Source organism: Arthrobacter sp. B0316-1-20 (genome assembly GCF_059091865.1).
In genome coordinates this window covers 25,907-47,042 of record NZ_JBNHHC010000021.1, presented here as the reverse complement: position 1 = coordinate 47,042, position 21,136 = coordinate 25,907, and the positions used below count along the sequence as shown (strand labels likewise).

Sequence of the window (21,136 nt, the reverse complement as noted above, 5' to 3'; positions counted from 1 at the left end):
ATGGGAACCCACCGGGTGCACACCGTTGAAGGCGTCGACCCGCACCTGCACGTGCGGGTGCACGAGGCCGCCGAGGGCACCGAAGGCCCTCGCCGGCCAGTGATCCTGCTCCATGGTTTTGCCTCCTCCGCCAAACTCAACTGGGAGGACGCTGGCTGGATCACGGCGCTGACCCAGGCCGGCCGACGCGTCGTGACGGTGGACCTTCCCGGCCACGGCGAAAGCGCGGCCCCGGAAGAAATGGACGCCTACACGCCCAGCCGGATCCGGGCCGACCTGCTGCAGCTGATCCAGGACGCCAAGGTCCGTCTCTTGAAAGAGGACGACGGCGACACCGGAGTGGACCTGATCGGCTACTCCTTGGGTGCGCGGCTGGCTTGGGAATTCGGCGCCACCCAGCCGGAACTGGTCCGGCGGATGGTGCTCGGCGGCCCGGGCAGCGCAGACCCGCTGGCCGACTTCGACCTGCACGCCGCCCAGCGCTTCCTGGCCGACGGGACGCCGATCGACGACGTCAACACCGCTGAATTGCTGCGGATGGCCAAGCTGGTGCCGACTAACGACATCTTCGCGCTGATGACCATGATCGAAGCGGTCAAGACGGAACCGTTCGTGCCCGCCGAAGCCGTGCCGAAAATGCCGGTCCTGCTGGTGGCCGGCGACCGGGACGATCTGGCGACCACCGCTCCTGAACTGGCCGCGCTTGCCGAGGCAGCCGAGTTGATGTGGCTGCCCGCCCGGACGCATGCCAATGCGGTGACTTCCCGCACCTTTAAGACCGCCGCCATCGAATTCCTCGCCGGATAACCCTTTTGGCACCAAACCGTAGACGCGAAGCAGGCTGATCATCGGTACAATTGCCGACGACAGCAAAATCCTGGGGCGTGGAGGCTTGATGGAGACAATCCTGGGCGGGCGCTACAGGACACGGGAGCTCATCGGCACCGGTGGGGCAGCGTCCGTATACCGGGCCGTGGATGAATCCTTGGGCCGCGACGTGGCCGTAAAGATGTTCGCTCCGACGACGCCCGATGACGACGAGTACCGGCGGCAGCACACCGAGACGTTGCTGCTGGCCACGCTGAACCACCCCGGCTTGGTCACCTTGCTGGATGCTGGCCTGCACACCGCCGACGACGGCGCCACCACCAGTTTCCTGGTGATGGAACTGATTGAAGGAGCCGACCTCCGGCGCAGACTGCGCAACGGACCGCTGACGTCCGTCGAAACAGCGCAGATTGGCGCCGATTTGGCCGACGCACTGAACTACATCCACGACCAAGGCGTGATTCACCGCGACGTGAAGCCCGCCAACATCCTGCTGGCCAACGGGCACGCCGCAGACACGCGCCACCATCCCAAGTTGTCGGATTTCGGCATCGCCCGGATGGTCGAAGCCAGCATGGCCACCGCCCAGGGCGCAACCATCGGAACCGCCAACTACCTGAGCCCGGAACAGGCGTTGGGCCACCCCGTCACCGGAGCCAGCGATGTGTATTCCCTGGCTTTGGTTCTGCTCGAATGCCTCACCCACCAGAAGGCTTTTTCCGGCACGCCGATGGAGGCCGCCCTGGCCCGGCTGCTGCGCGACCCGGAGGTGCCGGACTCGCTCCCTGACCACTGGAAAGAACTGCTGACCCGGATGACCAACCGCAACCCGGACGTGCGTCCGACCGCGCACGAGGTTGCCGTGAGCCTGCGGAACCTGGCCGAAGCCCCGCTGCCCGAACAGTCGGTTGTGGTTTCGCCCTCGTTCGGTTCGCCCGGTTCCGACGGAGCCGTCAACGGTGCTGCCGCAGCCGCCGCGGCTGTAGCCCCGATAGCCGGGCTACCCACCCCTGGGCTGCCCATCCCCGGGCCGCCCTCCGCAGGGTCGCCCGAAGAGCGTACCGGCGGCAATACGACCGGGAATCTGGCCATCCCCGCGCCGCCAAACCGCGCGCCCAGCGTGGGCTGAACCGGGCACTTAGCCCACTAAGGCACCCCCAGCCGGGCTGGAGGTGCCTTATCTGAGTGGCTAGGAGTCTGGAGACTCCGCTGGATCAGTCGATCAAGGCGACCAGCCGGCCAATAACCTCACCGCGGGCCAACTTGCCGATGCCTTCTCCGATTTCGCCGAAGGAAATCTGGCTGATGTGGGCCGACAGCTTGCCGTCTGCCATCAGCTGAAGCACGTCGGCGCAGTCCTGCAGCGTTCCTGCCTGGGAACCTACCAGCTCTACTTCGTTCAGCGTGAGCTGCTGGAGGTTGATGGTGCCCTCGCTCCGTCCGAGCCCCACTTGGACGACGCGGCCGCCGCGACGAACGACGTCAACGGCGCCGGCGGTGGTAGTACCGAAGCCGGCAAAGTCGACCACTAGGTCCAACTCCTTGTCGGCAAAGTCCCGGATGTCCTTGGCTACTGCTGTGGCATCAATGTCGAGTGCCATCGAGTGCACCTTCTCATTGATTTCGGCCACGTAAAGTTCCGCGCCGTTGGCGATCGCCGTCTGCGCTCCGAGGGATCCCAGACCACCCAGGCCAATAACCCCGACCTTCATCCCCGGCTTGAGACCGCCCTGAACCATCATGGCGTGGTAGGAAGTCATGCCCGCATCCGTCGCGGCCGCTGCCTGGTCAAAAGGGACGCCTTCGGGCAACGGTGCCACCAGCCGTGCGGGGGCCTTCACCTTCTCCGCAAAGCCGCCGTCGAGCGAGGTGCCGGGCCCTTCGATCGCGGCGGGAATAACGGCTCGGTCACCCACCGAGAAAGTGGTGACATCCGCACCGACGGCTGAGACAATACCAGCTATTTCATGGCCGAGCGTGATCGGCCTGAACGGAAGCAGCGCTGTCAACGTGCCATCAAGGAACCCGACATCGCTGTGGCACAGCCCAGCGGCCTTGACGTCCAGGACAACTTCATCCGCAGCAGGTTCCGGTGCAGCAACTTCATTGAGCGAGAGAGGTGCGTCGGTTTCTGTAAACTGCCAAGCCTTCATGTACACAATCACTTCCTTGAGCTGTACGCATGCTAATCCATGCGTATGCATCCACTCTAGGCTGCCCCCCGAAAGAAACAAGACGTCCGGGCCGTGAGCCTCCCCACCCGACCAAGGTGGTGCGGCATTCTCCCAGGGAAATACGGTTGCGCCACCGATCCCGCCGTCAGGCTGTGGCAAAACAGGGCGGCGCCGACCGATCGGTCGAGAAATGTTTCGCCACCCCCTTGACGTGGCTTCTGCCACACGCGATGATGGATCGTATACGATTTCGTACTTCACAGGAGGATGTTTTGTCCGAAGGCAACGTCACCCAGTCTGCCGCCACGCTGCAGCCGGTGGATACCAAAATCCTGGAGGACGCCGGCAAGGTGCTGGCCGTACACCTCTCCTACAATTCCCGGGCGGCACAGCGCGGACGGGTTCCCGCCAACCCTTCGTACTTCATGAAGGCTTCCTCCTCGCTGGCCCTTTCGGGCGGCATCGTGGAGCGTCCCGCCAACACCGAGCTGCTGGCCTTCGAGGGTGAAATCGCCCTCATCATCGGCAAGCCCGCCCGCCGCGTCTCGGTGGAGGAGGCCTGGAATTATGTGGGCCACGTGACTGCCAGCAACGATCTGGGCGTCTACGACATCAAGTACGCGGACAAGGGCTCCAACATCCGCTCGAAGTCCGGCGACGGTTTCACCCCCATCGGCCCGGCCCTGCTGCCGGCCGCTTCGGTCAACCCGGACGCGCTCCGGATCCGCACCTGGGTCAATGGCGAAGTTGTCCAGGACGACACCACCGCCGGGCTGATCTTCTCCTTCGCGCGGATCGTGGCCGACCTGTCGCAGCTGATGACTTTGCACCCGGGCGATGTCATCCTCACCGGCACGCCGGCCGGCTCGTCCGTGATCGTGCCGGGCGACGTCGTCGAGGTTGAGGTATCCGACGAAGCCGCCGGGCTGAGCACCGGCCGCCTGTCCACCACGGTCACCCAGGGCGAGGCGGAATTCGCGTCCTTCGGCAACACCCCGAAGGTCACCGACCAGGACCGGATCGATGCCTTCGGCAGCGAAGAAGCCGCCGGGCTGGCCCCGGCCATCACCGGCAAGTCCGCGCTGACCGAGGACGTCAAGGCCAAGCTGCTCTCGGTCGCCACCGCCACCATCTCCGGCGCACTGCGCAAGCGTGGGCTGAACAACGTCAGCGTTGACGGCCTGCTGGCCACCAAGCCAGGCCAGAAGGTCATCGGCACGGCACGCACGCTGCGCTACGTGCCCAACCGCGAGGACCTGTTCAAGTCCCACGGCGGCGGCTACAACGCCCAGAAGCGCATCATCGACGCCATCGGCCCCGGCGAGATCCTGGTCATGGAGGCCCGCGGCGAGAAGGGCTCGGGCACGCTCGGCGACATTCTGGCCCTGCGCACCCAGGTGCGCGGTGCGGAAGCCATCATTACCGACGGCGGCGTCCGCGACCTCTCCGAGGTGGCGGCCCTGGACATCCCCACCTTCTACAACGGCGCCCACCCGGCGGTCCTGGGGCGCAAGCACGTCCCGTGGGACACCGACGTCACCGTCGCCTGCGGCGGCACCACCATTCAGCCCGGCGACATCATCGTCGGCGACGACAACGGGATCCTGGTCATCCCGCCGGCACTGGCCGCGGAGATCGCCGACGAGGTCGTGGAGCAGGAACGCCAGGACACCTTCGTGTTCGAGATGGTCAAGGAAGGCCACAAGATCGAGGGCCTGTTCCCGATGAACGCCGAATGGCGCGCCCGGTACGACGCATGGGTCGCGGAGCAGCCGAAGTGACCACCCTGGCCCCCAGCAAATCGGAGCAGGCCTACGAGCTGCTCCACGAGCGGATCTCCAAGGGCGAGCTGGTGCCCGGGTACCGGCTGGTCCTCGGCACCATCGCCGCGGAGCTGGGCTGCAGCACAGTGCCGGTGCGCGAGGCGATCCGCCGGCTGGAGGCCGAGGGCCTGGTGACCTTCGAGCGCAACATCGGCGCGACTGTAGCAGCCGTTGATGCCGAGTTGTATCTGCACACGATGGAGACGCTGGCCGTGATCGAGGGAGCGGCAACTGCGCTGGCCGCTCCGCTGCTTTCCGCGGTGGACTTGGCCGAAGCACGGGCGATCAACGCCGAGCTGCGCCGCTGCCTGGAGGACTTCGATCCGCCCCGCTTCACCCAGCTCAACGACAGGTTCCACGCTGTGCTGTACGAGCGCTGCCCCAATCCGCACATCCTGGACCTGGTCCACCGGGGCTGGAACCGGCTCAACGCGATGCGGGCCTCCAGCTTCAGCCACATTCCCGGCCGTGCCCGCTCCTCCGTGGAGGAACACGAGCACCTGCTGGATCTGATCGACGCCGGTGCCAGCACCAGCGAAGTGGAGAAGGCGGCCCGGGCCCACCGGACCAACACGCTCAATGCCTATCTGGCCGCGGACGGCATGCCGCCCTCGCCCCTCTAGACCCCACCGACCACCCGAGACCGCAACCCCCAATGGAAAGGACCATCATGGCCGAGCACTTTGTTCCTGACAACCTGCCCACCCATCTGCAGCACTACATCGGCGGCAAGCTCGTCGACTCCATCGACGGCGACACCTTCGACGTGCTGGACCCGGTCACCAACAAGCCGTACATCAAGGCAGCCTCCGGCAAGGTCGCCGACGTCGCCGCGGCCGTCGCCGCCGCGAAGGACGCTTTCGAGAACGGTCCCTGGCCGACCATGCTTCCGCGCCAGCGCTCCCGCGTGCTGCACAAGATCGCCGACATCGTCGAGTCCCGCGGCCAGGAACTGGCCGAAATGGAGTGCTTCGACACCGGGCTGCCGATCAAGCAGGCCCTGGGGCAGGCGCAGCGCGCAGCGGAAAACTTCCGCTTCTTCGCCGACCTGATCGTTTCCCAGCACGACGACGCCTTCAAGGTCCCCGGACGCCAAGCCAACTACGTGAACCGCAAGCCGATCGGCGTCGCCGGCCTGATTACCCCGTGGAACACCCCGTTCATGCTGGAGTCCTGGAAGCTGGGCCCGGCACTGGCCACCGGCAACACCGTGGTCCTGAAGCCGGCCGAGTTCACCCCGCTCTCCGCGTCCCTGTGGCCGGGGATCTTCGAGGAAGCCGGCCTGCCGGAGGGCGTCTTCAACATCGTCCACGGCTACGGTGAGGAAGGCTTCGCCGGCGACTCCCTGGTCAAGCACCCGGACGTCCCGCTGATCTCCTTCACCGGCGAGTCGCGCACGGGCCAGATCATCTTCGCCAACGCGGCCCCGTACCTGAAGGGCCTGTCCATGGAGCTGGGCGGCAAGTCCCCCGCCGTCGTCTTCGAAGATGCCGATCTGGATGCCGCCATCGACGCCACCATCTTCGGCGTCTTCTCGCTCAACGGCGAGCGCTGCACCGCCGGCTCGCGCATCTTGGTCCAGCGGAGCATCTACGACGAATTCGTCGAGCGCTACTCGGCGCAGGCCAAGCGAGTGAAGGTCGGCCTGCCGCACGAGGAGTCCACCGAGGTCGGCGCCCTGGTCCACCCGGAGCACTTCGACAAGGTCATGTCCTACGTGGAGATCGGCAAGCAGGAGGCCCGCCTGACCGCCGGTGGCGGCCGCCCCGCGGAGTTCCCGGAAGGCAACTTCATCCAGCCGACCGTCTTCGCCGATGTGGCCCCGGACGCCCGGATCTTCCAGGAGGAAATTTTCGGGCCGGTGGTGGCCATCACCCCGTTCGACACGGACGAGGAGGCCCTGGAGCTGGCCAACAACACCAAGTACGGACTGGCCGCCTACATCTGGACGAACGACCTCAAGCGCTCGCACAACTTCGCGCAGAACGTCGAGGCCGGCATGGTGTGGCTGAACTCCAACAACGTCCGCGACCTGCGCACCCCCTTCGGCGGCGTGAAGGCATCCGGCCTGGGCCATGAGGGCGGCTACCGCTCCATCGACTTCTACACCGACCAGCAGGCTGTCCACATCAACCTCGGCGAGGTGCACAATCCGGTCTTCGGCAAGGCCGAGGACGCCGCCGCTATCCCGGACGCCTAACCCCTACCCCCACCGCTCGAAGGAGAGAACATGAGCAACGAAATCCCCAAGCCCTCCGTCCCCGCCCCGGACATCCTGCGCTGCGCCTACATGGAGATCGTGGTCACCGATCTGGCCAAGTCCCGTGCGTTCTACGTGGACCTGCTGGGCCTGCACGTGACCCACGAAGACGACGAAGCGATCTACCTGCGCTCGTTCGAAGAGTTCATCCACCACAACCTGGTGCTGCGCAAGGGCCCGATCGCGGCCGTCGCCGCCTTCGCCTACCGGGTACGCAGCCCGGAGGATGTGGACCGCGCCGAGGCCTACTACAAGGAGCTGGGCTGCCGCACCGAGCGCCGCAAGGAAGGCTTCGTCAAGGGCATCGGGGACTCGCTGCGGGTGGAGGATCCGCTGGGCTTCCCGTACGAGTTCTTCCACGAGGTGGACCACGTGGAGCGCCTGCACATGCGCTACGACCTCTACTCCGCCGGCGAATTGGTGCGCCTGGACCACTTCAACCAGGTCACCCCGGACGTCCCGCGCGGCCGCAAGTACCTGGAGGACCTGGGCTTCCGTGTCACCGAGGACATCAAGGACTCCGACGGCGTGACCTACGCCGCCTGGATGCACCGCAAGGGCACCGTGCACGACACCGCCCTGACCGGCGGCAACGGCCCTCGCATGCACCACGTGGCCTTCTCCACGCATGAGAAGCACAACATCATCCAGATCTGCGACAAGATGGGCGCGCTGCGCATGTCGGACCGGATCGAGCGCGGCCCGGGCCGCCACGGTGTGTCCAACGCGTTCTACCTGTACATTTTGGATCCGGACGGCCACCGTGTGGAGATCTACACCCAGGACTACTACACCGGCGACCCGGACAACCCCGTCATCACGTGGGATGTGCACGACAACCAGCGGCGCGACTGGTGGGGCAACCCGGTGGTCCCGTCCTGGTACACCGAGGCCTCCCTGGTGCTGGACCTCGACGGCAACCCGCAGGAAGTCGTCGAGCGCACCGACAACTCCGAGATGGAGGTGACCATCGGTGCCGACGGTTTCTCCTTCACCCGTGAGGACGACGAAGATGGCACCTTCCGCGGCCAGGCCGCCAAGGGCTTCAAGATCGGCAACCAGGTCTAGTTCCGTCAAGCCCGCTTGAATAACGACGCCGGTGGGCGGCTTCCGCACGGAGGCCGCCCACCGGCGTTTGCCTACCCTTGCCGCTTCCGCCCGCCGGTGCAACACTGGCAGCTACTGGGGGCCGGTCAGTCGGCCAGCGGGCTTTCCCGTTGGCCATCACTCTACGGGGAAGAGGAACGCCCATGTCTGCTCTGCACAAGCTGATGGCACGGATCGAACAAACCGAAGCCCTGGACAAGGTGGCCCAGCCGGTGGCCGGCCTGGTGGGCCGGCTGGTGAAGCCGCGGCCGGTCAGGAATGTCCTCAGCGGCAGCTTCCTGGGGCATCCGCTGCACCCGCTCATGACCGACCTGCCCATCGGCGCGTGGAGCATGGCGACGCTGCTCGACACGGTGGGCGGCCGCCGCGCTGAACCGGCCGCCGATCTGCTGGTCACGGCCGGAATCCTGACGGCTGCGCCCACAGCCTGGGCCGGGCTCAACGACTGGTCAGATACGCAGGGCGAGGACCGACGGGTGGGAATTGTGCATGCCGCCGCGAACGCGACGGCGCTGGTCTGCTTCACGGCATCATTGGTGGCCCGCCGCAGCGGCCGGCGCGGAATCGCCAAGGTGATCGCCTTGGGCGGGTTCGGTTTACTCATGACCGGCGGTTACCTAGGCGGGCATTTAAGCTATTCACGCGGTGTCAACGTCAACCACACGGCGTGGCGGGAGGGGCCAGCCGAATGGACCGGTGTCCTTGCCGAGAGCGAACTGGCCGATGACACGCCGCACCTAGCGCAGGTCGGCGACCTCTCGCTGGTGCTTTACCGCAGCGGCGGCACTCTCCAAGCCCTGGACAGCGTCTGCAGCCACATGGGCGGACCACTGGAGGAGGGAACCGTGGACAACGGGTGCATCACCTGCCCCTGGCACGGCAGCACTTTCCGGCTGGCGGATGGCAGCGTAGTCAGAGGCCCTGCCAGTTCCGAGCAGCCTGCCTACGAAACGCGTGTCCGCGAGGGACAGATCGAAGTCCGCCAGCACTGATCCGCGGCTGTCCGGATCAGCTGCGTCCTGACTCCGCTATGGCGGCGCGCGAGCTGCGACGGGCATCGGACACGGCGATCACCAGCGTGCCCAGGACCGACACGGCGGTGACGCACAGGCCCGCGGTGATCGCAGCGGTCCAGCCTGCTTGGGCTTGGACCGCAAAGGCGACGGCGGTGATCACCGCGATGCCCACCGCGGTGCCGATCCGCTGCGACGTCTGCAGCACTCCCCCGGCACTGCCGGAATACTCCAAGGACACCTCGGCCAGTGTCAGCGTCTGGTTGGGAGTAATGATCAGGCCCTGTGCCATTCCGATGAAGGACAACGTCAGCAGCATCCACCAGATGCTGAGCACGCCGGCCGCCTCGAGTTGGATGACGGCGATGGTCAGGCCCAGCCCCAGCAGTGCACAGAGAATCCCGACGACGATCGATTGCCGCCCCTGCTCCAGCACGCGCTTGCCCGACCAGTGCGATGCATACGCGCTGAGCAGGGCGGCGGGCAGGCCGATCAGCCCGGCCTCGAGCGCGGTGCCGCCCAAACCCTGCTGAATGTAAAGCGCCACCAAGACCCACACGCTGGTCACACCCATGAAGTACAGCCCGGCGATCAAGGAGCCGTTCGAAAAGCTGTGCGTGCGGAAGATCCGAAGGTCCACCATCGGGCTCCGGCCCCGCCGCCGGTAGGCATGTTCCCACCACGTCCATCCCGCCAGCAGTGCCGCACCGCCGGGGAGCAGCAGCCAGATCCAGGGCCCGCTCCCGCGTTCCACAAAAGGCAGCAGCAGCGCCAGCACCGCCAGACCCAGGAGCACCGCGCCGAGAGGGTCCAAGTCGCGATCGGCTTTGGCTGCCTCGGAGCGGCCGTCGGCGCGCCGGGGCTTGAACCACAACAGCGCGAGCACGATGGCGAGGATCCCGACCGGGACATTCACCAGGAAGGTCCAGCGCCACCCCTGCTGCACACCGACGAGCTCAATGATCATCCCGCCGAGCAACGGCCCGATGGCCACCGAAATGCCAATCACGCTGCCGAGTGCGCCGTAGGCCCGGCCGCGTTCGGCCCCGCGGAAGTACTGCTGGATCATGCCCACGGCCTGCGGATTCAGCAGTCCGGAACCCAGCCCCTGCAGAAACCGTGCGATGTTCAGGCTGAGCGGGTCGGGAGCCAGACCGGCGGCCACCGAGGAGAGGGTGAAAAGCGCGACGCCCGCGATGAACAACGGTCCGCGGCCCAATATGTCGCCCGCCCGGCCGGCGGCCACCAGCACCACGCCGAAGGTCAGGGCATAGCCGGAGAGGACCCACTGCAGGTCCGAGTCGGAGGCACCCAGCCCGATCTGGATGGACGGCAGCACCACATTAACGATGCTGACGCTCACCAGCGACATGAAGATGGCCACCAGCAGCACCGCCAGGATCCGCCAGCGGCCGGGATCCGGCTCAAAACCGGTCTCGGCGCCGTCGGGGCCGACCGAAATGCCGGCAGCGGGACGGTCTTTTGGAGCAGAGTCGGAGTCGGGAGTCACTCCTCATTCATACGCCGGGAGCACTCGCCTGCCAAACGATGAACCGCCTCCCGCCCTTACGTTTGCCTCAACGTAAGGGCGGGAGGCAGCTTCTACTGACGCTGGCGAAGCCGGTGCAGGTAGATGGCGGCCGACATGGCCGCCGCCAGTTCCAGCAGGATGACGCCCAGCATCATTTCGGTGTGCGGCAGGACCGCGGCCGTGGTTGCAGACCCGGCTAGGCTCCCGTCGGGGCCCGCAGCGATCGCAGTGCTCCCGGCTGAAGCGAAACCGTGCCCGGCGTGGCCGCCGCCATGGGTGCCGGTGCCTGTCAGCAGCAGGGTGTGGAAGGCTGCCATGGCCAGGGCAGCGAACATCAGCATCCGGGCCGGATCCGCCCCGCCGTGGCGCCAGGTTTTCAGCGCGCACGGCAGGCAGAACGCGGCCATGACCAGCATCAGTAGGCTCTGCCAGGGAGTGTGCAGGTGCTGCCAGGCCATCCACAGGTGTGCGGCGATGGAGATGAAGGCGACCACGGCGCACAGCCGGGCCAGCCGCACGAGCCACGCCCCGCCGTCGTGCTTTGCCCTGGATTTCCACTGCGCAACCGCGGTCATCTCCACACCGCCTGGTTAGCGGTGGCAGTGCCCGCCGGCGGCAGGCGTGTTCGCCGGCACGTCCAGCACGGGGCTGCGGTCGAAGAAGCCGTCCGGGCGAAGCCTGAATCCGGCCGTGTCCACCGGCATGATCGGCCAGTCCTCCACCCGCGGGTAGTGGGTCAGGCCGAAGGTATGCCAGAGCACAATGTCCTCGCCGTCGATCTTGCGGTCCTGCGCGACGTAAGCCGGCAGCCCGGCGCCGCCGGCGTGCTGGTTCACGAAGTCGCCGGTCGGGTAGCGCTCGTCCTCGGCGTACTGGGTGACCCACAGGTCCTTGGCCGCGAAGGCTGCGCGCTTGGCCACCGACGACTCCGGATCGGCCAGCAGCGTGGGCTGGCCCTGCGGCATCAGTTTGTAAGCCACCGGCTCGCCCAGCCGGTTGGTGGATTCCGGGTTGGAGATGTGCCAGGTCCGGCCGGCGGGCATGTTCGCCTCGCGGACGCCCTCGGACTCGGTCTTCAGCAGAGTACGACGGCGAGTGAAGGCATTGCCCCGCTCGTTGCCTTTGCCGAGCGGAACCCGCACCGCTTCCTCCTCCTCGACCCGGTTGGTGAAGCCGTCCAGCGCCATGTCCAGGCGGGCGCTGAACAGGTGCTGGTGGTACGGCGCGCCCAGGCCCGGGGCCATCTCGGAGGCGTACTCATAGCCCTTGCCCGGGTAGGCGCTGGTGAAGACGATGCCGGTGGCCTTGGCCTCGAACTCGATGGTGCCGTCCAGGTAGAGGTACCAGTAGAAGCCGTAGTCGTAATTGCCAATGGTGGTGAAGAAGGAGACCACCATGCGCCGGTTGCGGCGGGTGTAGTTGATCCCGGTCCACAGGTCGGAGTGCTTGGCCAGGATGGAGTAGTCCTCTTCGTGCATGCAGATGCCATTGCGGATTTCACGCGGGTTGCCGAAGCCGTCCGCGATCACGGGCGAGAGGTAGGTGATCTCGCCCAGGCAGTCGCAGCCCAGTTCCAGCGAGTTGGCGTACTGGCCCACCAGGTATTCGCCGGTGTCGAAGTAGTTCTGCCAGGAGCGCACCGGCGACGGGTCGCCGTACGGGACCACCATCTCCGCAATGGAAGCCCGCTTGATGATGGAGCGGGTGCGGTCACCGTCCTGAAAGCCGATGTTGTGCAGCACCACACCTTCGCGGACGTCGAAGCCCACGTCGAAGGACCACTTCTCCCACTCGATGTGGTTGCCGCCGGTGACCGTGAAGCTTGGGCCCTCGGGCTGGGTGATCTCAATGGGCTTCTGCGTGGTGCGGAGCTCGCCGGTCAGCTCCGGATCGGTGTAGTTGCCGTGCTCGGCGGGAACGGGCATGACGCCGAAGTCCAGTACCTGGTCAACGGTCTTGTTCACGATGTCCACGTAGGCCACCAGCCCATCGATGGGGTGCGCCCAGGCACTGTCCTCGGGGAAGTTCTGGTAGAACGCCAGGCCGCGCAGGATCCGCCGGCCTTTCTCCTCCGGGTACTCGAACACGCCGGCAGACAGCGGCGCGACCCGCACCTTGTCGATCTCCAGACCGCGGTCGGCAATGGCTTTCAGCCAGCGCTCATCGGTGGAGAGGATGGCTTCAACCACCTCGAACTCCTCCTCCAGCACGGGCAGTTCGCCGGTCACCGAGGTGTCCAGCTCGGCCACCGTCAGGACTTTGCCGGACGTAACGGAGACGGTCACGTCCTTCGGCGCCGCACCGGTGACGTCGAGCAGGAAGGCCCGGAAACGCCGGTCAACCGTCGCTTCGTCCCGGCGGCGCGGCGGGTCCAGCAGCCCGAGGTAGGCGAAGCGGGTGTTCTCCCCCGCCAGCCCCGCCTCGGCCAGGATGGTGCGGACGGCGGTGATTTCCTCGGCGGAGGCCAAAGCATAGGAGGAAACAGTGGCTGCAGCAGCGGTGGTCATAGCGGCCCTTTCGGAAATGGCTGGGGGGGTAGACGCGAGCCGAACAACAGCTGTGATCGACACCACGTTCTTTTTTCTATGTTCGTAGAGAATAACCCTCAGTAGGATTCATGGCAAGGGTTTTTCTACGCACGTTTTATATAGGAGGCGGCCGGTGCCAAAGATTGTCGACCACGACCAGCGCAGGATCGACCTGGTCCAGGCTACGTGGCGGATCATCGCCCGGCACGGCATCGACGGTGCCACCATGCGGGAAATTGCCGCGGAGGCAGGCTTTGCCAACGGCGCCCTCAAGCCTTACTTCCCCACCAAGGACGACCTGCTGGCCTTTGCCTTCGGCTACGTCTTCGACCAAACAAACCGGCGGGTGGCCGATTCGATCCAAGGCCACAGCGGCTTGGACGCCTTACGCCGCTACTGCCTGGAGGTGCTGCCCGTCACCGATGTGACCATCAGCGAGGCCCGGCTGGTCATTCCGTTCTGGCAAAAGGCGCTCATCGACCCGGACAAGGCCAGGCTCCATGCCGATTCGATGGAACGCTGGCGGGTGGACTTCATGCGCTTTCTGGCCGAGGCGCGGGAGGCTGGCGACGTCCGCACGCATGCCAGCGATGACGTACTGGCAGGCCAGTTGATGTCTTTTTTGTTGGGTGCGCAGATCACCGCCTCCCTCACCCCGGAACACCACTCGCCTGAACAGCTGACCGAGCATCTGGACAGCTGGCTTCGAATGGTTTCAGCAGAATCCTGATCCGATTCTTTTTTCGCCGGTTGTGGAAAATAGATGACAACCCGGTCGCGCAGAGGCTATGGTATGGAGACTGTGTCGCAAGACACACCCAAGCCAGGTTCCATGTGAAGGGGCCACCGTGACGATTACCGATCCCGAACGCAGCACCCCCAGCCGATCAGGCATAGCCGAGACCGCCAGCCATTTCCGTGGTTCCGTTCCTGCCGAGCCCGCTGCCCCGTCCATGCCTGCCGGGGCTGCCGAGCCCGCTGCGTCTTCTGAGCCGTCCTTGCCTGCCGAGCCCACTTCCGTGGTGCAGGTTGCCGAAGCCCGTTCGTTCGCCGAGTGGAACACGCTGATTTCCGAGTCCTTTGTGCCCCTGCAGGCCCGGACCAACTCCCCCACCGGGTTCCAGGGCCGCCTGCGTTCCCGGGTTCTGGACGAGTTGTCCGTGGTTGAAGTGACGGCGAACAGCCACAAGGTGCTGCGCACGCCGGCGCTGATCACGCGGTCCGACCGGCTCTACTACAAGCTCAACCTGCAACTGTCCGGCACCGGCATCCTTATCCAGGACAACCGCGAAGCCACGCTGCGTCCTGGTGACCTGGCGGTCTATGACACCCACCGGCCCTACACCTTGGAGTTCGACGACGATTTCCGCACCCTGGTGTTGATGTTCCCGCACGACGCGCTGGATCTGCCGACCGAGTCGGTAGCCGAACTCACGGCTGTCCGGATGGCCGGGGATGCCGGCATCGGCCGGATGATCAGCCCGTTCATGGTGCAACTGGCGGACAACCTTGAGCTGCTATCGGGCCCCAGCGGCCACCGGCTGGCCCACAACGCGGTAGACCTGCTGGCCACCCTTTTCGACAGCGAACTGCGTAGTGGGAACGGCCCACAGCGCGGCCACCATGGCGAGTTGCTCGCGCGGATCCGCCAGCACATCGAAGCGAACCTGGGCGACCCGGAGCTGTCTCCGGCAGCCATCGCCGCAGCCCATTTCATCTCCACCCGGCACTTGCACAGCATTTTCCACGACGCCGGTACCACGGTGGCCGGATGGATCCGCGCCCGGCGACTCGAACGCTGCCGCCGGGACCTGCGCGATCCGCTCCAGGCCGACCGCCCGGTCGGTGCCATCGCGACCCGCTGGGGCTTCACCGATGCGGCCCATTTCAGCCGGGTCTTTCGCGGTGCTTTCGGGGTCCCGCCCAGCACGTACCGGCGCAGCTGAGCGAGTCAGCGGCCGGCGACGGCTTGCAGAAGCTGACGGAACGCTGTGAGGTTCCGGGACGCCGTTGCTGGTTCACGGGCAGCATCAATTCCGGCTTCGCGGATGGCGCCGATGAGGAGCCCTGCAACCGCCTCGATATCGATGTCCGCACGCAGGTCCCCGCGTTCCTGGGCTTGCTGGAGCTCGCCGACAAACATGTCGAGGGTATGTTGCGAGGCGCTGCCTCGGCGCTTGCCGATCCCGAAGTGCTGGGGCCCCGAGACGTTGTAGAAGAAGCCCAGCTCGCGCCGAGCGGCAAGGGCGAGCATGGCACGCGGGTAGGCGCAAAGCTTTTCGATCCAATCGTCTTGCCCTGAGGCGTCTCGCTCCGCTGCCTCTATCAAATCCTGGCCAACGGTCTTATAGGCCTCGGCCAGCACGTCGGCACGGCCCCCCGGAAAATGTGCGTAGAGGGTTGCCCGCGACGTTCCGGCCCGTGCGGTAATCCGATCGATCGTGGCCGACTTCTCTCCCAAGGCATCGATGATGTCAATGGCTGAGCGCACCAAGTCGTGACGGGTTTGCAACTGCTGCCGCTTGCGGAGCGGGAGGGGCAGCTCAGCAAGCTGGGTTCCCGATTCACTATCCCCGCGGCGTGCCGTGGACGGACTCGAACGATCGTCGGCGTTCATGCGTGGACGGCTTCTGCACGGGTTTCCGCGGCGAGTGCCACGTCGAGGGCGTCTATGACGCGGTCCAGCTCGTCTCGGCCAATCACGAGTGGCGGCCGGATCTTGAGGATGTTGTCGTTCGGGCCGATGCGGCTGATCAGGATCCCTTCCCGCACGAGAGCTTCGACGATCCGTTTGGCCAAGCCGGAATCCGGTCGGCCGGCATCGTCAACAAGTTCCAAACCGAAAAACAGACCTCGCCCCTTCGCAGAGGCGGCCCGGGGATGCCTGGTCACCAAGTCTTCGAGCCGGCGGGCGACGTGCCGTCCGAGTGCGCCGGAGCGGGCAATCAAACCGTGTTGGGTGATCTCGTTCAGCACGGCTTGGCCGGCGGCCGCAGCGGTGGCGGTGCCGGCAAAAGTATTGAAGTACATGTTGGCGCTGCTGAAGGACTCAAGGATTGCTGCGGTGGTGACCACGCCGCCGAGCGGGTAGCCATTGCCCAACGGCTTGCCGAGCGTGACCAGGTCCGGCTCGATGCCGGTGGCCTGGTGCCCCCACCAAACATCACCCAAACGGCCCAGCCCGGTCTGGACCTCATCTGCAATAACCAAGCCGCCGGCCGCCCGAATCCGTTCGACGACCCCCTCGAGGTACCCCGCAGGCACACGGGGCAGACCCTCGGTGGAGAACGCCGGCTCGATGAGGAGGGCAGCCACGCCGTGGCCGGATTCGACAAGGGACGCAATGGCCTCGTCGATCGCCGCCAAAGCGCGGTCCAGTATGACTCCTGAATCCGCGTGCTCCCCCTCGCTATCGAGATCCGGTACGTGTATAGGCCGCACGTGGTCGCCAAATGGCTCCGAGACGGTCAACCCGGTCGTCAGCGCGGCGAGCGCAATCGTGTTGCCGTGGTAGCTGTGGTCGGTGACGATCACGCCGCTGCGGCCGGTCATATGCCTTGCAATCCGGATGGCAAGCTCGTTCGACTCGGATCCGCTGTTCGTGAAGTAGACGCGTTCAAGCGGTGCGTCGAAGGTGCCCAAGAGCTGCTCGGCGTAGTCCACGATTGGTTCACTGAGGTATCGCGTGTGGACATTGAGCGTTTTGAGCTGCCGGCATACGGCATCTGCAACCCGAGGATTTGCATGGCCGACCTGCGGAACATTGTTGTACGCGTCGAGGTAGCGGTTTCCCTCCGAATCAACCAACCACACTCCGTCACCGGACACGAAGTGTAGCGGCCGGTCGTAGAAAAGTGGCGAGTAGGGTCCGATGGTCGCGGCCCGGCGGGCGAGGAGGCTAGCTTCCTGCGGGGTATGCTGCCCTTCCTGCCGCTGCCTTTCGGCAGCCACGTACTCACGGCACAAATCCACGACCACGGGCAGAACCTCGGACTGCAGAAAGACGCTGGTCTCATCTCCCGGTCGGTCGGCGGCCCATCCCAGGTAGGTGAGGCCCCGGGCGACGATGAACGTGTCCAAGTCGTCGAGGGCACGCTCCGGGATGTCCGCTTGTTTCCGGTAACCGGCCAGCAGCGCCTGGCGATACTCCACGGCTTGAGGGTGACGGTGGTACCAAAACAGAATGGTGGCCAGATCGAACAGCCACCAGCCTTCTCCAAAATCGTCAAAGTCAATGAGGACGTGCTGTCCCCCCGCGGTCAGAACGTTCTCGGGCGTGAAGTCAGCATGGATGACGCCGTAGATTTCGGGCGCAGTTCCCAACTGATCCAGGCGTTGGACGATGCGTCGCACGGCCGCGTCGATCGCATCGCGTTCATCATTGGTCCTCGCCAGCCGGCGGGGATCACCCCACAGGGCTGCCGCTCCGGCAAGCCCCTCGGCGTCCCACGCCGGCCTGGAGTAACCGGAAACCTTCCCAATTCGACGCGATGCCAGATGGAACGTGGCGCAGAGTTCGCCGAGTCGCGCGAAAACTTCTACCGGCATGGCTTCTTCGCCAAGCCATGCCGCTCCGGCATCGCCCAAGGGCTCGCCGCCTGCAACCCACCTCTGTACATCGACGTGGTGAGTCCGCCCTCTACTGTCAGGAACAGGCGCGAACAGGGCGCCCGCAACGGTCCGGACGACTGCAGAAACAGGGAAACCTTCTGCGCCCAAAGCGGTCATGAAAGCGCCTTCGGTGCCTACTTCGTCGTCAGTCCGATGACCCAGCCGATGAATTCGGAGCGCATAGGCGGCTGACCCCTCGGACACGCGGAAGACGACGTTTTCGCGATGTTTGACGAAGTCGATCACGGCGTCTTCCGCTATCCCGAACATCGGTAGAGCGTTGCGGGCGATAGTGAGGGCTTCCTCACGGGACAGCTGTGGCATGGGGCTCCTCGCTCCGAAGTCTGGGATGTGTAACCGCGACTATACCCCCAGTCCAGTCAAAAGGAATAGGGGCTGCCCCCATCTACTATTCAGACTTCAAGTCTAGTGACTGGACTGCTATTCCGTCGCGCGCCCACTGTTAGTAACTTGTCTCACAACCAATCCGCGAAAGCCGAGAGCCAGGCGATCGCCGGGCCTAAGGAGTTGGAGCACACATGTCACTTTCAGCCACTCAGGGCAGCAACCTGCCGCAACGCGTCGTCGTAACGGGCGGTTCGTCCGGCATCGGCCTCGCCGTGGCGCGGCTATTCGCACTGGAAGGTTCACAGGTTGGCATCGTCGGCCGGAACCAAGACCGGCTGGACGCGGCCATCTCTGAACTCGAACTCGTCGGACCGTCGCGAGTCGTGTCCGCACGCGCAGATGTCGCCGAAGACCCTCAACTGGAAGAGGCGATGGGAGGAATCGCCGGCGAGTTGGGTGGCATCGACGCGCTCGTCTGCTGCGCGGGTATCGAGGGTGAAATGGGAGCGGCGTGCGAGGACGTCAGTTCCAAGAGCTTTCGGGAGGTCCTCGACGTCAACGTCGTCGGCACATTCCTTGCGGTCAAGTTTGCTCTTCCATTCCTCAGGCGCGCAGAGGGCGGCAGCGTGACCATCGTCGGCTCTGACTCCGGCTTCGTCGCGGTGCCGGGCATGCTCGCGTACAACGCGTCCAAGGGCGCACTCGTCCAAATGACACGGGCGCTGGCCGTAGAACTGTTCGACGAGTATGGGATCCGGGTCAATAGTGTTTGCCCGTCGATTGTTGATACGCCCATGGCGCGCCGCGGCCTGGGCGAATCCATGGATAACCCGTCTTTTCCCCTCCAGTCGGGCGACGACATTGCCTGGAGCGTCGGCTACTTGGCCTCCCGCCGGTCCCGCGCCGTCAACGGAGTCAACCTGCTGTCCGACTATGGCTACACCGGCCGTTCCTCCTTCCCGGCATAACCGCCGCCAGCGCCATACAGCCGGGAAAACAGTGACTTTCGGGCACGCATTGTCTAGCTTCATGCGCGGAATGACAAGCCAGAACCGCGGTATCCGGCGCAAACTGGCTGTATTAGTCCGGGAGCTAGATGGGCTGCACGGTCAGGGTAGTTGACTGACAGCTCATCTGCGTCGTAGGCCGAGACCTCGATGTAAAGATTCGCCACTGGCCGTGCGATTCACTTCCGATATTCACCACAACTCATTCGAATGGAGTTCAGTTGTCTGAGAAACACACCGAAGTGTTGGCACGCAACCAGCTTGGAGTAAGTGCGATTGTCTTTCTCGTTCTCGCTGCAGTGGCTCCAGTCACGGTTCTCATTGTCGTGCTCCCGCTCGCGATCGCGCACGGCAACGGCGGCGGTGTTCCCGTCGCAATCCTTATGGTCGCAGCGGCCCTGCTGCTCTTTGCGATCGGCTACGCGCAGATCACTAAGGAGCTGACCAACGCTGGTGGCTTCTACGCGATCGCGGTAAAAGGTTTGGGCAAGACTGCGGGCCTCATCACTGGAATCATCGCCACGATCGGTTACAACGCCTTCGTGGCCGGCGCCCTTGGAACCATCGGCTTCTTCGCCGGCATGGTCGTCATGCCCGAACTCTTCGGTGAGGCGTTCACGCTCGATTGGTTCTTGACCGGTTCGGTGCTCTTCGTACTCGTTTACCTGCTCGCCATCTCGGGTATTCATGTGAGCGCCGTCGTTCTGGGTGTCGCGCTCGTGCTCGAAATCATCATGGTCTTCGTGTTCGGCTTCTCCGTGCTCTTCCAGCAGGGCCTCGATTTTTCGGTGTTCACGCCTGAAATCGTTATGGGCGGATCATTGTGGATTGGCCTGCTGCTCGCGGCCACCGCGTTTATCGGCTTCGAGGCAACGGCGCTCTTCGGTGAGGAAGCGAAGGATCCACACAGGACCATTCCCAAAGCGACCTACGCGGCCATCATCATCATCGGTCTCATGCATGCGTTTGCCGCGTGGGCGATCGTCAGTTCGATCGGTCCCGACATTGCGCAGGCGACGGCAATGGATCATCTTGAGGCGGGCGACCTCACACTGATGCTCATCGACAAGCATCTTGGGCCAGTTTTCGTCGTCATCGCCCTTGTGCTCGTCGTGGTCAGCCTCTTCGCCGCACAGCTGGCATTCCATAACTCGGCCGGACGCTACCTCTTCTCGCTCGGTCGCGCACGTGTGCTGCCGCAGTGGCTGGCTAAGACCAACTCGAAGGGAGCGCCGCAGCGCGCGCTACTGACCAACCTGATTTTTGCCTTGGTCATCGCGGCGATCTTCCGTTTCACTTTCCCGGATCTGCCGTCGATCCTCACACTCGTTCCGGTGGGTCTCGGCTTCGCGACACTCTCGATCATCATCGTGCAGGCGATCGCCGCTCTTTCAGTCGTTGTCTACTTCCGCAAAAAGCACGACCCGAGACTCTGGACGACCTTGATCGCACCAGGTATTGGCTTTATCGCACTAGCGGTCTTCAGCATCATGGCGATTGTTCAGTTCCCGCTCGTGGCAGGTTCCGAGGAACCCTATGTGCTCGTGCTGCCGTGGATATTAGTGCTCGCCGTCGTCGGCGGCATCATCTACGGCGCTTACCTCAAGTCTAAGAAGCCCGAAGTGTACGCAGGTCTCAGCGAAGATCTAGAGAAGTTCGACGATTTGCTCGTCGAAGATGCGGACGCTCTCAAGAAATAGCGCCGCCTCTCGATATCCGAACGGGTAGATGCCCCTGACGCCACTAATGCGCGTCAGGGGCATCCACCCGTTCAGGGAAGTTTTCTGTCCATCCAATCCACCCGCGTCAAGGTGCGGCGCAGGCAAAGGCCCTGGATGCCATCTCGCACCCCCTCGCTAACTGCGGGACGATCCTCGCCGCATTGCGCGGGCGCCAGGGAAGCCGG

General features: G+C 64.9%; 17 protein-coding genes and 1 pseudogene. 11 read left to right on the top strand and 7 right to left on the bottom strand.

All coding sequences use genetic code 11. The annotated features are described in order from the left end of the window. Window positions 1–807 (top strand): alpha/beta fold hydrolase, encoded by an 807-nt coding sequence (locus tag AC5RW2_RS27245; protein ID WP_493964314.1) that lies wholly within the window; start codon window positions 1–3, stop codon window positions 805–807. 88 nt (window positions 808–895) lie between these two features. Continuing rightward, a complete protein-coding gene (locus tag AC5RW2_RS27240) occupies window positions 896–1,957 on the top strand; it encodes a serine/threonine-protein kinase (protein WP_493964315.1) in 1,062 nt (353 codons plus the stop codon). An 85-nt stretch (window positions 1,958–2,042) separates the two neighbouring features. On the opposite strand, the gene AC5RW2_RS27235 is transcribed toward AC5RW2_RS27240, so the two are convergent. Then, on the bottom strand, window positions 2,043–3,263 hold the full coding sequence (locus tag AC5RW2_RS27235) for a zinc-binding dehydrogenase (protein ID WP_494074781.1): 1,221 nt from the start codon (window positions 3,261–3,263) through the stop codon (window positions 2,043–2,045). Window positions 3,264–3,310: 47 nt separating this feature from the next. On the opposite strand from AC5RW2_RS27235, the gene AC5RW2_RS27230 reads away from it, so the two are divergent. The 5 genes from AC5RW2_RS27230 to AC5RW2_RS27210 all read left to right on the top strand — a co-directional run bounded on the left by AC5RW2_RS27230 (window position 3,311) and on the right by AC5RW2_RS27210 (window position 9,184). Next, entirely contained in the window at window positions 3,311–4,783 is a 1,473-nt protein-coding gene (locus tag AC5RW2_RS27230) for a fumarylacetoacetate hydrolase family protein (protein WP_493964344.1), read from the top strand. Beyond that, a complete protein-coding gene (locus AC5RW2_RS27225) occupies window positions 4,759–5,448 on the top strand; it encodes a GntR family transcriptional regulator (protein ID WP_493949904.1) in 690 nt (229 codons plus the stop codon). Before AC5RW2_RS27230 ends, AC5RW2_RS27225 begins: the two co-directional genes overlap by 25 nt. A gap of 47 nt (window positions 5,449–5,495) precedes the next feature. Next, window positions 5,496–7,025: a 5-carboxymethyl-2-hydroxymuconate semialdehyde dehydrogenase gene (gene hpaE, locus AC5RW2_RS27220; RefSeq protein ID WP_493964317.1), complete on the top strand. Its 1,530-nt coding sequence runs from the start codon at window positions 5,496–5,498 to the stop codon at window positions 7,023–7,025. Window positions 7,026–7,055: 30 nt separating this feature from the next. Beyond that, on the top strand, window positions 7,056–8,153 hold the full coding sequence (hpaD, locus tag AC5RW2_RS27215; RefSeq protein WP_493949902.1) for a 3,4-dihydroxyphenylacetate 2,3-dioxygenase: 1,098 nt from the start codon (window positions 7,056–7,058) through the stop codon (window positions 8,151–8,153). A 182-nt stretch (window positions 8,154–8,335) separates the two neighbouring features. Then, window positions 8,336–9,184 (top strand): Rieske (2Fe-2S) protein, encoded by an 849-nt coding sequence (locus AC5RW2_RS27210; RefSeq protein ID WP_493949901.1) that lies wholly within the window; start codon window positions 8,336–8,338, stop codon window positions 9,182–9,184. A gap of 16 nt (window positions 9,185–9,200) precedes the next feature. On the opposite strand, the gene AC5RW2_RS27205 is transcribed toward AC5RW2_RS27210, so the two are convergent. The 3 genes from AC5RW2_RS27205 to AC5RW2_RS27195 form a co-directional block, all read right to left on the bottom strand. Further along, window positions 9,201–10,667 (bottom strand): MFS transporter, encoded by a 1,467-nt coding sequence (locus AC5RW2_RS27205; protein ID WP_493964345.1) that lies wholly within the window; start codon window positions 10,665–10,667, stop codon window positions 9,201–9,203. Window positions 10,668–10,807: 140 nt separating this feature from the next. Beyond that, a complete protein-coding gene (locus AC5RW2_RS27200) occupies window positions 10,808–11,317 on the bottom strand; it encodes a hypothetical protein (RefSeq protein ID WP_493964318.1) in 510 nt (169 codons plus the stop codon). A gap of 9 nt (window positions 11,318–11,326) precedes the next feature. Beyond that, window positions 11,327–13,243: a primary-amine oxidase gene (locus AC5RW2_RS27195; RefSeq protein ID WP_493964319.1), complete on the bottom strand. Its 1,917-nt coding sequence runs from the start codon at window positions 13,241–13,243 to the stop codon at window positions 11,327–11,329. A 154-nt stretch (window positions 13,244–13,397) separates the two neighbouring features. Here AC5RW2_RS27195 and AC5RW2_RS27190 point away from each other — a divergent pair, with 154 nt between their 5' ends. Beyond that, complete coding sequence (locus AC5RW2_RS27190) at window positions 13,398–13,994, top strand: TetR/AcrR family transcriptional regulator (protein ID WP_493964320.1); 597 nt, start codon at window positions 13,398–13,400, stop codon at window positions 13,992–13,994. 223 nt (window positions 13,995–14,217) lie between these two features. Continuing rightward, window positions 14,218–15,210 (top strand): AraC-like ligand-binding domain-containing protein, encoded by a 993-nt coding sequence (locus tag AC5RW2_RS27185; protein WP_493964346.1) that lies wholly within the window; start codon window positions 14,218–14,220, stop codon window positions 15,208–15,210. Between the two features lie 5 nt (window positions 15,211–15,215). Here the strand turns inward: AC5RW2_RS27185 and AC5RW2_RS27180 are convergent, their stop codons facing one another. The 3 genes and pseudogenes from AC5RW2_RS27180 to AC5RW2_RS27170 all read right to left on the bottom strand — a co-directional run. Further along, on the bottom strand, window positions 15,216–15,881 hold the full coding sequence (locus AC5RW2_RS27180; RefSeq protein ID WP_493964321.1) for a TetR/AcrR family transcriptional regulator: 666 nt from the start codon (window positions 15,879–15,881) through the stop codon (window positions 15,216–15,218). After that, window positions 15,878–17,416 (bottom strand): aspartate aminotransferase family protein, encoded by a 1,539-nt coding sequence (locus tag AC5RW2_RS27175; protein WP_494074782.1) that lies wholly within the window; start codon window positions 17,414–17,416, stop codon window positions 15,878–15,880. The genes AC5RW2_RS27180 and AC5RW2_RS27175 overlap by 4 nt, the downstream gene beginning before the upstream one ends. Window positions 17,417–17,422: 6 nt before the next feature. Then, window positions 17,423–18,145 (bottom strand): annotated as a pseudogene (locus AC5RW2_RS27170) (phosphotransferase enzyme family protein); the annotation flags it as partial. Between the two features lie 269 nt (window positions 18,146–18,414). Between AC5RW2_RS27170 and AC5RW2_RS27165 the strand changes: the two are divergent. Both AC5RW2_RS27165 and AC5RW2_RS27160 read left to right on the top strand, forming a co-directional pair. Continuing rightward, entirely contained in the window at window positions 18,415–19,191 is a 777-nt protein-coding gene (locus AC5RW2_RS27165) for an SDR family NAD(P)-dependent oxidoreductase (protein ID WP_493964323.1), read from the top strand. A gap of 260 nt (window positions 19,192–19,451) precedes the next feature. Further along, window positions 19,452–20,930, top strand: coding sequence for an APC family permease (locus tag AC5RW2_RS27160; RefSeq protein ID WP_493964324.1), 1,479 nt, complete (start codon window positions 19,452–19,454; stop codon window positions 20,928–20,930). The last annotated feature ends 206 nt before the right edge of the window (window positions 20,931–21,136 follow it).